At 64.7% G+C, this 15,172-nt stretch carries 13 protein-coding genes; 11 read left to right on the forward strand and 2 right to left on the reverse strand.

What is annotated here, in order from left to right; translation table 11 throughout:
- The first annotated feature begins 74 nt into the window (after window positions 1-74).
- Window positions 75-392: a Rieske (2Fe-2S) protein gene (locus IAE37_RS26180; protein ID WP_201178349.1), complete on the forward strand. Its 318-nt coding sequence runs from the start codon at window positions 75-77 to the stop codon at window positions 390-392.
- Here the strand turns inward: IAE37_RS26180 and sfsA are convergent.
- A complete protein-coding gene (sfsA, locus tag IAE37_RS26185; RefSeq protein WP_201178350.1) occupies window positions 382-1,092 on the reverse strand; it encodes a DNA/RNA nuclease SfsA in 711 nt (236 codons plus the stop codon). The genes IAE37_RS26180 and sfsA overlap by 11 nt on opposite strands.
- Before the next feature lie 2 nt (window positions 1,093-1,094).
- Window positions 1,095-2,267: a pyridoxal phosphate-dependent aminotransferase gene (locus IAE37_RS26190; RefSeq protein ID WP_201178351.1), complete on the reverse strand. Its 1,173-nt coding sequence runs from the start codon at window positions 2,265-2,267 to the stop codon at window positions 1,095-1,097.
- A 211-nt stretch (window positions 2,268-2,478) separates the two neighbouring features.
- Here IAE37_RS26190 and dksA point away from each other — a divergent pair, with 211 nt between their 5' ends.
- The 10 genes from dksA (at window position 2,479) to pgi (ending at window position 15,114) form a co-directional block, all read left to right on the forward strand.
- Window positions 2,479-2,925, forward strand: coding sequence for an RNA polymerase-binding protein DksA (dksA, locus tag IAE37_RS26195; RefSeq protein ID WP_167070112.1), 447 nt, complete (start codon window positions 2,479-2,481; stop codon window positions 2,923-2,925).
- Window positions 2,926-2,986: 61 nt separating this feature from the next.
- Entirely contained in the window at window positions 2,987-3,874 is an 888-nt protein-coding gene (gene gluQRS / locus IAE37_RS26200; RefSeq protein WP_201178352.1) for a tRNA glutamyl-Q(34) synthetase GluQRS, read from the forward strand.
- Window positions 3,875-4,123: 249 nt separating this feature from the next.
- Entirely contained in the window at window positions 4,124-4,300 is a 177-nt protein-coding gene (locus IAE37_RS26205) for a hypothetical protein (RefSeq protein WP_010796831.1), read from the forward strand.
- A complete protein-coding gene (locus IAE37_RS26210) occupies window positions 4,284-7,259 on the forward strand; it encodes a sensor histidine kinase (RefSeq protein WP_201178353.1) in 2,976 nt (991 codons plus the stop codon). The genes IAE37_RS26205 and IAE37_RS26210 overlap by 17 nt, the downstream gene beginning before the upstream one ends.
- A gap of 4 nt (window positions 7,260-7,263) precedes the next feature.
- On the forward strand, window positions 7,264-8,715 hold the full coding sequence (locus IAE37_RS26215; RefSeq protein WP_201178354.1) for a sigma-54-dependent transcriptional regulator: 1,452 nt from the start codon (window positions 7,264-7,266) through the stop codon (window positions 8,713-8,715).
- A 742-nt stretch (window positions 8,716-9,457) separates the two neighbouring features.
- Complete coding sequence (locus tag IAE37_RS26220; protein WP_201178355.1) at window positions 9,458-10,849, forward strand: polynucleotide adenylyltransferase PcnB; 1,392 nt, start codon at window positions 9,458-9,460, stop codon at window positions 10,847-10,849.
- Entirely contained in the window at window positions 10,846-11,325 is a 480-nt protein-coding gene (folK, locus tag IAE37_RS26225) for a 2-amino-4-hydroxy-6-hydroxymethyldihydropteridine diphosphokinase (RefSeq protein WP_201178356.1), read from the forward strand. Before IAE37_RS26220 ends, folK begins: the two co-directional genes overlap by 4 nt.
- A 261-nt stretch (window positions 11,326-11,586) precedes the next feature.
- A complete protein-coding gene (gene panB, locus IAE37_RS26230; RefSeq protein ID WP_201178357.1) occupies window positions 11,587-12,387 on the forward strand; it encodes a 3-methyl-2-oxobutanoate hydroxymethyltransferase in 801 nt (266 codons plus the stop codon).
- Window positions 12,384-13,247, forward strand: a complete 864-nt coding sequence (gene panC, locus IAE37_RS26235) for a pantoate--beta-alanine ligase (protein WP_201178358.1) — start codon at window positions 12,384-12,386, stop codon at window positions 13,245-13,247. The genes panB and panC overlap by 4 nt, the downstream gene beginning before the upstream one ends.
- A gap of 202 nt (window positions 13,248-13,449) precedes the next feature.
- Window positions 13,450-15,114 (forward strand): glucose-6-phosphate isomerase, encoded by a 1,665-nt coding sequence (gene pgi / locus IAE37_RS26240; protein WP_201178359.1) that lies wholly within the window; start codon window positions 13,450-13,452, stop codon window positions 15,112-15,114.
- The last annotated feature ends 58 nt before the right edge of the window (window positions 15,115-15,172 follow it).

The raw sequence follows: 15,172 nt of genomic DNA on the forward strand, positions 1-15,172 counted from the left end.
CAATGCGGGCAATTTGATAATTATTCGCATTGAAGCGTCAAGCCATCACTTTGTTTCACGAGTCGTCTCTGCCCATGCACTTCCTTTGTAGTTCCCAGGCCTTGGCCGAAGGCCAGAGCCGCGCCTTCAGCGTAGACGGCATCGACCTGTTCGGTGTGCGCCGCCAGGGCCAGGTGTACCTGTACCGTAACCGCTGCCCGCACAAACGCATTGCGCTGAACTGGACCGAGCATGGGTTTCTGGACGACAGCGCCAGCCTGATCCACTGCGCCCATCACGGTGCGCTGTTCCTGATCGACAGCGGTGAATGCGTGGCAGGGCCCTGCGAGGGTGAGGCGCTGCAGGCCCTGGACTGCCGGGAGGACAGCCAGGGCATCTGGCTCAAGGTGTGAGCAAAACCGGTAGCGGCCGGTCGATGACGATGCCTTCGGCGTCCAGGCGCGTGCCGTAGGCCAGCACCTCGACGCCGTCCGCCACGGCGGCGCGCAATGCCTGGGCATAGCCGGCATCGATCTCGTCGGCCGGGCGCACCGCTTCGATATCGGTGAGGTTCACGCAATACAGCTGCACCGCGCGAATGCCCTGCCGGGCCAACGCCGCCAGCTCGCGCAGGTGCTTGGCGCCGCGCTGGGTGACCGCATCGGGGAAGGCCGCCACGGCGCTGTCCGGGTAGCCCAAGGTCACGCTCTTGACTTCGACGTAGGCCGGGGCCCCCTCGAACTCCAGGCGAAAGTCCACCCGGCTGCCCTCCTCGCCGTAGGCGACTTCGCGCTTGAGCGCGGTGAAGCCTGCCAGTTCGGTGATCACGCCGGCGCGCAGCGCTTCCTCGACCAGGGCGTTGGCGCGCCCGGTGTTGATGCAGGCCAGGCGCCCCTGGGGCGTTTCGCTGATTTCCCAGGTGCCCGGTAACTTGCGCTTGGGGTCGTTGGAGCGGCTGAACCAGACCTGCCCGCCTTCGCGCATGCAGTTGAGCATGGAACCGGTATTGGGACAGTGGATGGTCATCTGCTCGCCACTGGCCAGCTCGATGTCGGCGAGAAAGCGTTTGTAGCGGCGCAGCAGGCGCCCTTGCTCGAGTAAAGGAAACAACATCGTCAGCCCTGCCAGCTCTTCAGGCCGCGGGCAATGCGCTGCACCGCTTCTTCCAGGCGCGGCAGGCTCTGGGTGTAGGCGAAGCGCACATGATGGCCGGCCAGGTGCCGACCGAAGTCCAGGCCGGGGGTGAAAGCCAGGTGCTCGGTTTCCAGGAAATGCCGGCAGAAAGCGAATGCATCACCGCCGAAGGCGCTGATATCGGCATACAGGTAGAACGCGCCCTGGGGCTCCACGGCGATGCCGAAACCCAGCTCGCGCAGGGCCGGCAATAGATAGTCGCGGCGGCGGGCGAATTCGGCGCGGCGCTGCTCGAAAATGGCCAGGGTCTCGGGCTCGAAGCAGGCCAACGCGGCGTGCTGGGCCATGCTCGGGGCGCTGATGTAGAGGTTTTGCGCGAGTTTTTCCAGGTCGGCCACCGCATTGGGCGGGGCCACCAGCCAGCCGAGGCGCCAACCGGTCATGCCGAAATACTTGGAAAAACTATTCAGGACAAACGCCTGGTCGTCCACTTCCAGCACGCTCGGCGCGTCCATGCCGTAGGTCAGGCCATGGTAGATCTCGTCGACCACCAGGTGGCCATGACGCTCGCGGGTGGCCTTGGCCAGGCTGGCCAGCTCGTCACGGCCCAGCACCGTGCCGGTCGGGTTCGCCGGCGAGGCGACCAGGGCACCGACGGTGTCCTTGTCCCAGTAGCGCTCGACCAGGTCGGCGGTGAGCTGGTAGTTGACCTCCGGCCCCACCGGTACCAGTTGCGCGCCACCTTCGACCAGGCGCAGGAAGTGGCGGTTGCAGGGGTAGCCCGGGTCGGCCAGCAGCCAGTGCTTGCCTGGGTCGACCAGCAGGCTGCTGGCCAGCAGCAACGCGCCGGAGCCGCCGGGGGTGATGAGAATCCGCTCTGGGTCGATGGCCAAGCCGTAACGCTGGGCGTAAAAACCCGAGATCGCCTCGCGTAGCGCCGGCAGGCCACGGGCGGCGGTGTAGCGGGTGTGGCCGGCGGCCAGCGCGGCCTGGCCAGCGGCGACGATCGGCGCTGCGGTGGTGAAGTCCGGCTCGCCAATCTCCAGGTGGATCACGTCATGCCCTGCCGCCTGCAGCTCGTTGGCCCGGGCCAGCAGCGCCATGACGTGGAAGGGTTCGATGGCGCGGCTGCGCGCACTGTAGGGGTGGGCCATGACCTTCTCTCGTTTGCGTCTAAACTATTGATTCTACCTGTGTGCGGCATCGAACGTGCGGCGCGGGCCGCTGTCAATACCTGGGATCGGGCGGGGTAGCGCACTCCCGATCTAATCTGGTAAGTTCGGCGGCTCGCAGTCGCAGGGCCGGCGGGTGCCGGAGATGGAGCAGCCTGCGCATTGGATCAGATGAGTGAGAGGCGGTCTATTCATGTCCACCGTAGAAAAGCAAAAAGTCCAGACGACCATGTACGGTGTCGAACCCTACGTAGAGACCAAGGGCGAAGAGTACATGGGCGAGCCCATGAAGAAGCACTTCACCAAGCTCCTCAATGCCTGGAAAGGCGAGCTGATGGTCAGTGTGGATCGTACCGTGGACCACATGAAGGACGAAGCAGCCAACTTCCCCGACCCGGCCGACCGCGCCAGCCAGGAAGAAGAATTCGCCCTGGAGCTGCGCAACCGCGACCGCGAGCGCAAGCTGATCAAGAAGATCGACAAGACCCTCGACAAGATCAAGGCCGACGAATACGGTTGGTGCGAATCGTGCGGCATCGAGATTGGCCTGCGTCGCCTGGAGGCTCGCCCGACGGCCGACCTGTGCTTCGACTGCAAGGAAATCGCCGAGAAAAAGGAAAAGACAGTCGGCAAAGGCTGATCTTTCTTCCAGCAGAACGGGGCGCATCATGCGCCCCGTTTCATTTATACGCCCAGATATCATGAACGACTCCCGCTACATCGGACGCTTCGCCCCTACCCCCAGCGGTTTCCTGCACTTCGGCTCGCTGGTCGCCGCCCTCGCCTCCTGGCTCGATGCCCGCGCCGTCGGCGGCCGCTGGCTGCTGCGGATGGAAGACACCGACCCGCCCCGAGAAATGCCCGGCGCCCGCGATGCCATCCTGCAGACCCTGGAGCGCTACGGCCTGGAGTGGGACGGCGAGGTGGTCTACCAGAGTCAGCGCCACGAGGCCTATGCCGCCGTGGTGGATCGCCTGTTCAACATGGGCCTGGCCTACGCCTGCACCTGTTCGCGCAAGCAACTGGAAGGCTACGACGGTATTTACCCAGGCTTTTGCCGCAACGCCGGGCATGCCCGCGAAGGGGCAGCGATCCGCCTGCGTGTGCCGGAATTGCTCTACCGCTTCACCGACCGGGTGCAAGGCGAATTCCAGCAGCATCTCGGACGCGAGGTAGGCGATTTCGTCATCCAGCGCCGTGACGGCCTGTACGCCTACCAGCTGGCGGTGGTGCTGGACGATGCCTGGCAGGGTGTCACCGACATCGTGCGCGGCGCCGACCTGCTGGACAACACCCCACGGCAGCTGTACCTGCAGGAGCTGCTGGGGTTCTCGCAGCCGCGTTACCTGCACATACCGCTGATCGTCCAGCCCGATGGGCACAAGCTAGGCAAGTCGTACCGCTCGCCGCCCTTGGCCGCCGACCAGGCCACGCCGTTGTTGCTGCGTGCCTTGCGGGCGCTGGGGCAGCAGGCAGATCCCGAATTGCTGCAAGCAACACCTGCCCAAGTGCTGGCGGTAGCCCGCAAGCAGTGGCGACCGGAGGCGATCGAACGGCGAGCCACCGTGCCAGAGGCTGATTTGCGTTAACACAGGTCCGGCCCCTTCGCGGCGGTTCGGCGCCCCGATAAACCCGCTCCTACAGGGTACCGCTGTAGGAGCGGGTTTATCGGGGCGCCGAACCGCCGCGAAGGGGCCAGACCTGCAGCCCATTTCCCAAAAACAAAAGCCCAATAATTTCAAACCCTTGGCGAACCCTACCGATTCCCGCTAGCATCCCCCCAGCCATTTGCGCCAATAATAAGTCCAAGCCCGCAGCGCCCAACCATCGAGGCCAGCATGTACATCTATCGTTTGGTCCTGCTTCTGGTCGTGGGGATCTACCTGTTCTCCCCGGCCATCATGGACTGGTGGATCGATCCGACCGGTGCCTGGTACCGCCCTTACCTGCTCTGGCTGATCCTGATCGTCGTCACCTTCATCCTGCAGAGCCAACGAGATGCCGATGAGCTTTAGCCTGACCCAGATGATCCTGATCAGCGCCGCGTACCTGCTGGTACTGTTCGGCGTGGCCTGGATCAGCGAGCGCGGGCTGATCCCGCGTTCGATCATTCGCCACCCGCTGACCTACACCCTGTCGCTCGGTGTCTACGCCAGCGCATGGGCGTTCTATGGCTCGGTGGGCCTGGCCTATCAATACGGCTACGGCTTCCTGGCCTGCTACCTCGGGGTCTCGGGCGCCTTCCTGCTGGCCCCGGTGCTGCTGTACCCGATCCTCAAGATCACCCGTACCTACCAGCTGTCGTCGCTGGCCGACCTGCTGGCGTTCCGCTTTCGCAGCACCTGGGCCGGCGCGCTGACCACGGTGATCATGCTGATCGGCGTGCTGCCACTGCTGGCCCTGCAGATCCAGGCGGTGGCCGACTCGATCAGCATCCTCACCGGCGAGCCGGTCAAGGCGCGGGTGGCGTTCGCCTTCTGCAGCCTGATCATCCTGTTCACCATCTTCTTCGGCTCGCGGCACATCGCCACCCGGGAAAAACACGAAGGCCTGGTGTTCGCCATCGCCTTCGAGTCGGTCATCAAGCTGCTGGCCCTGGGCGGCATCGGCCTATACGCGCTGTATGGCGTGTTCGGCGGCCCCCACGAGCTGGAAGTGTGGCTGCTGCAGAACCAGACCGCCCTCACCGCGCTGCACACGCCGCTGCAGGAAGGCCCTTGGCGCACCTTGTTGCTGGTGTTCTTCGCCTCGGCCATCGTCATGCCGCACATGTACCACATGGCCTTCACCGAAAACCTCAACCCCCGCTCGCTGGTCAGCGCCAGCTGGGGCCTGCCGCTGTTCCTGCTGCTGATGAGCCTGGCCGTGCCGCTGGTGCTGTGGGCCGGCCTGCGCCTGGGCGCCAGCACCAACCCCGAGTACTTCACCCTGGGCCTGGGGATCGCCGCCAACAACCCGGCCTTGGCGCTGCTGGCCTACGTCGGGGGGCTGTCGGCGGCCAGCGGGCTGATCATCGTCACCACCCTGGCGCTGTCGGGCATGGCCCTCAACCACCTGGTGCTGCCGCTGTACCAGCCACCGGCCGAGGGCAATATCTATCGCTGGCTGAAGTGGACCCGCAGGGCGCTGATCGTCGCCATCATCACCGCCGGCTTCATGTTCTACCTGACCCAGAACAACCATCAGAGCCTGGCCAATCTGGGCATCGTCGCCTTCGTCGCGACCTTGCAGTTCCTTCCCGGGGTGCTCTCGGTGCTGTACTGGCCCACCGCCAACCGGCGCGGCTTCATGGCCGGCCTGCTGGCCGGCACGCTGGTGTGGATGGTGACCATGCTGCTGCCGCTGCTCGGCAACCTGCAGGGCTTCTACATCCCGTTGCTGGACATGATCTATGTGCTCGACGACACCAGCTGGCACATGGCTGCCATCGCCTCGCTGGCAGCCAACGTACTGCTGTTCACCCTGATCTCGCTGTTCACCAATGCCAGCAGCGAGGAAGTCAGTGCCGCCGAAGCCTGCGCCGTAGACAACGTACGTCGCCCGCAACGCCGCGAACTGCACGCCGCCTCGCCCCAGGAGTTCGCCACGCAGTTGGCCAAGCCGCTGGGCGCCAAGGCTGCGCAGAAGGAAGTGGAACAGGCCCTGCGCGACCTCTACCTGCCCTTCGACGAGCGCCGCCCCTACGCCTTGCGCCGGCTGCGCGACCGCATCGAGGCCAACCTCTCCGGCCTGATGGGGCCAAGCGTGGCCCAGGACATGGTCGAGACCTTCCTGCCCTACAAGTCCGGTAACGAAAACTACGTGACCGAAGACATCCACTTCATCGAAAGCCGTCTGGAAGACTACCACTCGCGCCTCACCGGCCTGGCCGCCGAGCTCGATGCCCTGCGTCGCTACCATCGCCAGACGCTGCAGGAGCTGCCCATGGGCGTGTGCTCCCTGGCCAAGGACCAGGAGATCCTGATGTGGAACAAAGCCATGGAAGAGCTGACCGGCATCGCCGCCAAGCATGTGGTCGGCTCGCGCCTGATCACCATCTCCGAACCCTGGCGCGGGCTGCTGCAAGGTTTCATCGACCTGCCCGACGAACATCTGCACAAGCAGCGCCTGGCGCTCGACGGCCAGCCACGCTGGCTGAACCTGCACAAGGCGGCCATCGACGAACCCCTGGCGCCGGGCAGCAGCGGCCTGGTACTGCTGGTCGAGGACCTCACCGAGACCCAGGCCCTGGAAGACAAGCTGGTGCACTCCGAACGCCTGGCCAGCATCGGCCGCCTGGCCGCCGGCGTGGCCCACGAGATCGGCAACCCGATCACCGGCATCGCCTGCCTGGCGCAGAACCTGCGTGAGGAGCGCGAGGGCGACGGCGAAATCATCGAGCTGTCCGGGCAGATCCTCGAACAGACCAAGCGCGTGTCACGCATCGTCCAGTCACTGATGAGCTTCGCCCACGCCGGCGGCAGTCACCAGAACAGCGAGGAGCCGGTGTGCCTGGCCGAGGTGGCGCAGGACGCCATCGGTCTGCTGGCATTGAACCGGCGCAATTTCGAAGTACAGTTCTTCAACCTCTGCGACCCGGAACACTGGGCCGAGGGGGACCCGCAGCGGCTGGCCCAGGTGCTCATCAACCTGCTGTCCAACGCCCGCGATGCCTCGCCGCCCGGCAGCGCCGTGCGCGTACGCAGTGCCGTCAGCGAGCACACCGTGGACCTGATCGTCGAGGACGAGGGCAGCGGGATCCCGAAGAACATCATGGACCGCTTGTTCGAACCGTTCTTCACCACCAAGGACCCGGGCGAGGGAACAGGACTGGGGCTCGCTCTGGTCTATTCCATCGTGGAAGAGCATTATGGGCAAATCACCATCGACAGCCCGGCCGACATCGAACGGCAACGTGGCACCCGGATCCGCGTGACCCTGCCCCGGCATGTCGTAGCGACGTCCCCTGAAATTCGAGACCGTCGAGAGAATTGAATCAATGCCGCATATTCTGATCGTCGAAGACGAAACCATCATCCGCTCGGCCTTGCGCCGCCTGCTCGAGCGGAACCAGTACCAGGTCAGCGAAGCCGGCTCGGTGCAGGAAGCCCAGGAACGCTTCAGCATTGCCACCTTCGACCTGATCGTCAGCGACCTGCGCCTGCCGGGCGCCCCAGGTACCGAACTGATCAAACTGGGCCAGGGCACGCCGGTGCTGATCATGACCAGCTACGCCAGCCTGCGCTCGGCGGTCGACTCGATGAAAATGGGCGCGGTGGACTACATCGCCAAACCGTTCGACCACGATGAAATGCTCCAGGCCGTGGCGCGCATTCTGCGCGATCGGCAGAACGCACCAGCGCCCGCGCCCAGCACCGAACCTCGGGCCATCGGCAAGGCGCCGGTCGGCGACAAGGCCAGCCCGGCTTCGGCCAATGGCGAAATCGGCATCATCGGCTCGTGCCCGCCGATGCAGGACATGTTCAGCAAGATCCGCAAGGTCGCGCCTACCGATTCCAACGTCCTGATCCAGGGTGAATCCGGCACCGGCAAGGAGTTGGTCGCACGCGCCCTGCACAACCTGTCGCGCCGGGCCAAGGCGCCGATGATCTCGGTGAACTGCGCGGCCATTCCCGAAACCCTGATCGAGTCGGAGCTGTTCGGCCACGAAAAGGGCGCGTTCACCGGTGCCAGCGCCGGCCGTGCCGGCCTGGTGGAAGCCGCCGACGGCGGCACGCTGTTCCTCGACGAAATCGGCGAACTGCCCCTCGAAGCCCAGGCGCGCCTGCTGCGGGTCTTGCAGGAAGGTGAAATCCGCCGGGTCGGCTCGGTGCAGTCGCAGAAAGTCGACGTGCGGCTGATCGCCGCGACCCACCGCGACCTCAAGAACCTGGCCAAGGCCGGCCAGTTCCGTGAAGACCTTTATTACCGCCTGCACGTCATCGCGCTCAAGCTGCCGGCCCTGCGCGAACGCGGCAGCGACGTCAACGAGATCGCCAGTGCCTTCCTGGCCCGGCAGAGCGCACGCATCGGCCGAGACGACCTGCGCTTCTCCGCCGACGCCGAACAGGCTATCCGCCACTACAGCTGGCCAGGCAACGTACGGGAACTGGAAAACGCCGTTGAGCGCGCTGTGATTCTCAGCGAGAGCCCGGAGATTTCCGCCGACCTGCTGGGCATCGACATCGAGCTGAGCGACCTGGAAGACGACGACCTGCTCGACACCCCACCGGCACTGGTCAACGGTAACGCCGGCAACAATGCCAGCCACGAGCCGACCGAGGACCTGTCGCTGGAGGATTACTTCCAGCACTTCGTGCTCGAGCACCAGGACCACATGACCGAGACCGAGCTGGCACGCAAGCTCGGGGTCAGCCGCAAATGCCTGTGGGAACGCCGCCAGCGCCTGGGGATCCCGCGGCGCAAGAGCAACGCCACCAGCGAAAATTGATCGCACTCGGGGTGGGCGTCCGCCTGCCCCTCTTCTTTCTATCCATTCTGGCCGCGTCACCATGACGCACCCGGTAACACCCTTTCCCCCGCAAAATTTGTTACCCCAGCCTTCAAACCGTAACAGTCACCGAGGCGTACGGTAACGAAACAGCACCATTCTGGCCCACGCCAAACCATGTCGAAACGCCCAACCCCTTGATTTCATTGGGTTTACAAAAGTTGGCACGGCACCTGCTATATGCTTAGTACAAAAACAATAACAAGCACTGCACCCATAACAAGAACAAGACGAAACGGCTCACGCACAATAAAAACAAGACGGCGGAGGCGCAGCTAACTGATTCTTTTGGAGAGGATGCGTGTTTGGGGCTTGCCCCACGACCAGGCAGAGAACAACAAAAACTGCACTATAGCAGCGCCTGAACTGGTTGGATCGATCGATCAGCATGACATCAGCGACCAAAGCAATCCGTTTGCTCTTACCCCCGGTTTGGGGGTCGTCCACAAGCTTTGAGATTTGTGGACAGGGCAGTCAACAAAAACAAGAAGCCCAGCAGAAAAACAATAAGAGCACGCAACGACTTCTTGGGGAGCTTAGGCTCCCCTTGTCGTTTCCGCCTGCCGGAAATATCCCTTCCTGCTACCGCCTACACCATTCCTACAGTAAATGCTAGAATCCCCGCCCATCATGCGGCCATTCTCCTATTCTTGGCCGATCATTCCTTCAAACAGTGCATCCCATGCTGAAGAAGCTGTTCCAGTCATTCCGCCCGCCCGTACCGGGCCAGCACCACAGGCGCACCACGCCTGAAGTGATCAACAAGAGCCAGCACTCGCTGCAGCGCCACCAGTTCAGCCGCCATGCGGTGAACATCGTCGAGCGCCTGCAAAGCGCCGGCTACCAGGCCTACCTGGTCGGTGGCTGCGTCCGCGACCTGATGCTGGGTATCACGCCCAAGGACTTCGACGTCGCCACCAGCGCCACGCCCGAGCAGGTCCGTGCCGAGTTTCGCAATGCGCGCATCATTGGCCGCCGGTTCAAGCTGGTCCACGTGCATTTCGGCCGCGAGATCATCGAGGTGGCGACCTTCCGTGCGCCCCACTCGGACGAAGACCAAGGCGACAGCCATCGCTCGTCGCACAACGCCAGTGGCCGCATCCTGCGCGATAACGTCTATGGCACCTTGGAAGAAGACGCGCAGCGCCGCGACTTCACCATCAACGCCCTGTACTACGACCCGGTCAGCGAGCGCATCCTCGACTACGCCAACGGCGTGCACGACGTGCGCAACCGCCTGCTGCGCCTGATCGGCGACCCGACCCATCGGTATCAGGAAGACCCCGTGCGCATGCTGCGCGCCGTGCGCTTCGCCGCCAAGCTCAACTTCGGTATCGAGAAGCACACCGTCCAGCCAATTCGCGAACTCGCGCCGCTGCTCAGGGAAATCCCGCCTGCCCGCCTGTTCGAGGAAAGCCTCAAGCTGTTCCTCTCCGGCCAGGGTGCGATCGCCTTCGAGATGCTGGTCGACCTGCAGCTGTTCGAGCCGCTGTTCCCAGCCAGCGCCCAGGCGCTGGACGAGCGACCGACCTACACCCATACCCTGATCAGCCAGGCGCTGAACAACACCGACCTGCGGGTCAAGCAGGGCAAGCCGGTCACCCCGGCCTTCCTCTTCGCAGCGCTGCTCTGGCCAGCCCTGCCGGCCCGCGTGCTGCACCTGCAGAACCAGGGTGTGCCACCGATCCCAGCCATGAATGGCGCAGCCCACGACCTGATCGCCGAACAGTGCCAACGCATCGCCATTCCGAAGCGCTTCACCCTGCCGATCCGCGAGATCTGGGACATGCAGGAGCGCCTGCCACGGCGCAGCGGCAAACGCGCCGACCAGTTGCTCGACAACCCGCGCTTCCGTGCCGGTTACGACTTCCTGCTGCTGCGTGAAAGCGCCGGCGAAGAAACCGATGACCTGGGCCAGTGGTGGACCGACTACCAGGACGCCCACGACAGCGAGCGCCGCGAGATGATCCGCGAGCTGGGCAGCCGTGACGACGCCAGTACCGGCGCCGGCCCACGCAAGCGCAAGCGCAGTACCAGCAAGCGCAAACGCGCCGGTGACGAGGCCGGCGAGTGAGCGCACGCGCCTACATAGGCCTGGGCAGCAACCTCGATGCCCCCGTCGAGCAGCTGCGCAGCGCATTGCGCGCGCTCGACCAGCTCGATGGCTGCCACCTGGTAGCCAGCTCCGCGCTCTACACCAGCGACTCGTTGCTGCCTGGCCAGCCACGCTACACCAATGCCGTGGCCGCGCTGGACACGACACTCGCGCCCCTGGCCCTGCTCGACGCCCTGCAAGCCATCGAGAACGACCAGGGCCGCGTGCGTGCCGAGCGCTGGGGCCCGCGCACGCTCGACCTGGACATCCTGCTGTTCGGCGACCAGGTGCTCGACCTGCCGCGCCTGAAGGTGCCGCATTACCACATGCATGCCCGCCCCTTCGTGCTCTACCCCCTGGCCGAACTGGTGCCCGCCGACTTCCAGCTGGCCGATGGCCGCGCCATCGCCCACTTGCTGCAAGCCTGCCCGTTCGTCGGCCTCGAGCGCCTGTAAAGGGCGCCGCTGGCCGGCTGCACAGCACGGTAACGCCAGTAACACCCCTGCCGTAACAATGCGGTAACAGGGTGATTGACTTCCCACACCTTGCTCACGACTATAGGCGTCCCTGTGTGGCACCCAAGTGCCGCATGCCCGTATCTAGGCCCGGACGGACCTGTGCCCGAACATCACACACGATGATGTGCCGCTCCGGAAGATGACTACACGCGTTGTCCGCAGTCGTTTTTCACAGCGCCTGAACGAGGATTTTTGCAAATGCCTGAAGTAACGCTGACCACCCTGCACGGCCTCAAGGCCAAAGGGCAAAAAATCACCATGCTGACCTGCTACGACGCGACCTTCGCCCGGGCTGCCAGCCAGGCCGGCGTCGAAGTGCTGCTGGTAGGCGATTCCCTCGGGATGGTGCTGCAGGGCCACGACAGCACCCTGCCAGTGACCACCGCCGACATGGCCTACCATACCGCCAGCGTGAAGCGCGGTAACGCTGGTGCGCTGATCCTCGCCGACCTGCCGTTCATGGCCCACGCCACGCCCGAGCAGGCCTTCGCCAACAGCGCCAGCCTGATGCAGGCCGGCGCGCACATGGTCAAGATCGAAGGCGCCGCCTGGCTGGCCGAGACCATCCGCCTGCTGGCCGAGCGCGGCGTGCCGGTCTGCGCGCACATGGGCCTGACCCCGCAGACCGTCAATGTCCTGGGCGGCTACAAGGTCCAGGGCCGTAACGAGGCCCAGGCGCGGCAGATGCGTGCCGATGCCATCGCCCTGGAGCAGGCCGGCGCGGCCATGCTGTTGCTCGAGTGCGTGCCCAGCGAGCTGGCCAGGGAAATCACCCACGCGGTGAGCATTCCGGTGATCGGCATCGGCGCCGGCAGCGCCACCGACGGCCAGGTTCTGGTGCTGCACGACATGCTCGGCCTGTCGTTGAGCGGCCGCGTGCCCAAGTTCGTGAAGAACTTCATGGCCGACCAGCCGGACATCGCCAGCGCCCTGGCCGCCTACGTCAAGGCCGTCAAGGACGTCAGCTTCCCCGGCAGCGAACACGGGTTCAGCGCATGAATACAGTCAAGACCGTCCGCGAACTGCGCGCCGCCGTGGCGCGCGCCCGCAGCGAAGGCAAGCGCATCGGCTTCGTGCCGACCATGGGCAACCTGCACAGCGGCCATGCCGCGTTGGTGACCAAGGCGGCGCAACGCGCCGACTTCGTGGTCGCCAGCATCTTCGTCAACCCGCTGCAGTTCGGCGCCAACGAAGACCTCGACAAGTACCCACGCACCCTCGCCGCCGACCAGCAGCGCCTGCTCGATGCCGGTTGCAACCTGCTGTTCGCCCCCACCGTCGAGGAGATGTACCCCGACGGCATGGGTGTGCAGACCCGAGTCAGCGTGCCGCAGCTGTCCGAGGGCCTGTGCGGCGCCAGCCGCCCGGGCCACTTCGAGGGCGTCGCCACCGTGGTCAGCAAGCTGTTCAACATGGTCCAGCCCGACCTCGCGGTGTTCGGCGAGAAGGACTTCCAGCAGTTGGCGGTGATCCGCGCCATGGTGCGCGACCTGAACATGCCGATCCAGATCATCGGCGAACCCACCGTGCGTGCCGAGGATGGCCTGGCGCTGTCGTCGCGCAACGGCTATCTGACGCCGGACCAGCGCGCCACCGCACCAGTGGTGTACCGCACGCTCAAGCAGCTGGGCGAAGCCATCGGTGCGGGTCAGGTCGACTTCCCGGCGCTGGTCGAGCAGGGCAAGCAACAACTGGAAGCCGCAGGCCTGCGCCCGGACTACCTGGAAGTGCGCCATGCGGTGAACCTGAAGCCAGCGAACTTTGGCGATCGTGACCTGGTGATCCTGGTGGCGGCGTACCTAGGTAACACGCGCTTGATCGACAATTTGTATCTGCATCTGGACGAGACCACCGCGTGAGACCGGGGGCTGCTTTGCAGCCCATCGCGGGGCAAGCCCGCTCCTACCAGGGGGCGGGTTCGGTCACGGATTGATCCTACGCAATTCCTCTGCACTCCCCCCATTCCCTGCGCGCAGGCTATGCCTATAATGATGGCCAGCCTGAACCTGGCCGTGACCGCCAAGGTCCAAGGCCACACCACGCACCAAGGAATTCCGCGCAATGGCGTATTACCGTACACCCCACGATGTTACTGCCCTGCCCGCCTGGCAGGCACTCCAGCAACACCGCGACGCCATGCAGGGCTTCAGCATGCGCGAAGCCTTCGCCGCCGATGACCAGCGCTTCGAGCAGTTCTCGCTGAGCAGCTGTGGGCTGTTCCTGGACTACTCGAAGAACCTGATCACCGAGCAGACCCGTGACCTGCTGGTGAACCTGGCCAACGAAGTCGACCTGCAGGCGGCGATCAAGTCGATGTTCAGCGGCGAAATCATCAACGCCTCGGAAGGCCGCCCGGTGCTGCACACCGCGCTGCGCCGCCCGGTGGGCGACAAGCTGAGCGTCAACGGCGTCAACGTGATGCCCGAAGTGCACAAGGTGCTCAACCAGATCACCGAACTGGTCGGCCGCATCCACGACGGCCTGTGGCGCGGCTACAGCGAAAAGCCCATCACCGACGTGGTCAACATCGGTATCGGCGGCTCGTTCCTCGGCCCCGAGCTGGTGTCCGAAGCGCTGCTGCCCTACGCCCAGCGCGGCGTGCGCTGCCATTACCTGGCCAACATCGACGGCAGCGAATTCCATGAGCTGTCGGCCAACCTGCGCGCCGAAACCACCCTGTTCATTGTCTCGTCGAAGTCGTTCAACACCCTCGAGACCCTGAAGAACGCCATGGCTGCGCGTACCTGGTACCTGGCCCAGGGCGGCTCGGAAGCCGAGCTGTACCGTCACTTCATCGCCGTCTCCAGCAACAAGGCCGCCGCCGTGGCCTTCGGCATCCGCGAAGAGAACATCTTCCCGATGTGGGACTGGGTCGGCGGGCGCTACTCGCTGTGGTCGGCCATCGGCCTGCCGATCGCCCTGGCCATCGGCACCGCCAACTTCAAGGAGCTGCTGTCCGGCGCCTACACCATGGACCAGCACTTCCAGACCGCACCGTTCGACAAGAACATGCCGGTGCTGCTGGCCCTGCTCGGTGTCTGGTATGGCAACTTCTGGGGCGCCACCAGCCACGCGATCCTGCCGTACGACCATTACCTGCGCAACATCACCAAGCACCTGCAGCAACTGGACATGGAGTCCAACGGCAAGAGCGTGCTGCAGGACGGCAGCCTGGTGAAAACCGAGACCGGCCCGGTGATCTGGGGCGGCGTCGGCTGCAATGGCCAACATGCCTACCACCAGTTGCTGCACCAGGGCACGCAAATGATCCCGGCCGATTTCATCGTGCCAGTGGTCAGCTTCAACCCGGTCGCCGACCACCACCAATGGCTGTACGCCAACTGCCTGTCGCAGAGCCAGGCGCTGATGCTCGGCAAGACCCGCAGCGAGGCCGAGGCAGAGCTGCGCGCCAAGGGCCTGAACGAGGCGGACATCGAGAAGCTCGCGCCACACAAGGTGATCCCGGGCAACCGTCCGAGCAACACCCTGGTGGTCGAGCGCATCAGCCCGCGTCGCCTGGGGGCGCTGGTGGCGATGTACGAGCACAAGGTCTTCGTGCAGAGCGTGATCTGGGGTATCAACGCCTTCGACCAATGGGGCGTGGAGCTGGGCAAGGAGCTGGGCAAGGGCGTGTACCAGCGCCTGGTCGGCAGCCTGGAAGAAAGCGCCGAGGACGGCTCGACCCAGGGCCTGATCAACTACTTCCGCGGTCGTCACCGCGGCTGATCCAAAACCTGTACCGCCAGTCGGTGGAAGATCCAGATACCTTCTGGGCAGAACAGGC

This window comes from Pseudomonas sp. S31 (genome assembly GCF_016648105.1).
Lineage (GTDB): Bacteria > Pseudomonadota > Gammaproteobacteria > Pseudomonadales > Pseudomonadaceae > Aquipseudomonas.

Excerpts from the sequence above, each read along its gene's own strand:
- sfsA (WP_201178350.1), bottom strand. The coding sequence starts at position 1,092 with ATGTTGTTTCCTTTACTCGAGCAAGGGCGCCTGCTGCGCCGCTACAAA.
- panB (WP_201178357.1), top strand. The coding sequence starts at position 11,587 with ATGCCTGAAGTAACGCTGACCACCCTGCACGGCCTCAAGGCCAAAGGG.
- pgi (WP_201178359.1), top strand. The coding sequence starts at position 13,450 with ATGGCGTATTACCGTACACCCCACGATGTTACTGCCCTGCCCGCCTGG.
- IAE37_RS26220 (WP_201178355.1), top strand. The coding sequence starts at position 9,458 with ATGCTGAAGAAGCTGTTCCAGTCATTCCGCCCGCCCGTACCGGGCCAG.
- IAE37_RS26210 (WP_201178353.1), top strand. The coding sequence starts at position 4,284 with ATGCCGATGAGCTTTAGCCTGACCCAGATGATCCTGATCAGCGCCGCG.
- IAE37_RS26190 (WP_201178351.1), bottom strand. The coding sequence starts at position 2,267 with ATGGCCCACCCCTACAGTGCGCGCAGCCGCGCCATCGAACCCTTCCAC.
- panC (WP_201178358.1), top strand. The coding sequence starts at position 12,384 with ATGAATACAGTCAAGACCGTCCGCGAACTGCGCGCCGCCGTGGCGCGC.
- IAE37_RS26205 (WP_010796831.1), top strand. The coding sequence starts at position 4,124 with ATGTACATCTATCGTTTGGTCCTGCTTCTGGTCGTGGGGATCTACCTG.
- dksA (WP_167070112.1), top strand. The coding sequence starts at position 2,479 with ATGTCCACCGTAGAAAAGCAAAAAGTCCAGACGACCATGTACGGTGTC.
- IAE37_RS26180 (WP_201178349.1), top strand. The coding sequence starts at position 75 with ATGCACTTCCTTTGTAGTTCCCAGGCCTTGGCCGAAGGCCAGAGCCGC.
- IAE37_RS26215 (WP_201178354.1), top strand. The coding sequence starts at position 7,264 with ATGCCGCATATTCTGATCGTCGAAGACGAAACCATCATCCGCTCGGCC.
- gluQRS (WP_201178352.1), top strand. The coding sequence starts at position 2,987 with ATGAACGACTCCCGCTACATCGGACGCTTCGCCCCTACCCCCAGCGGT.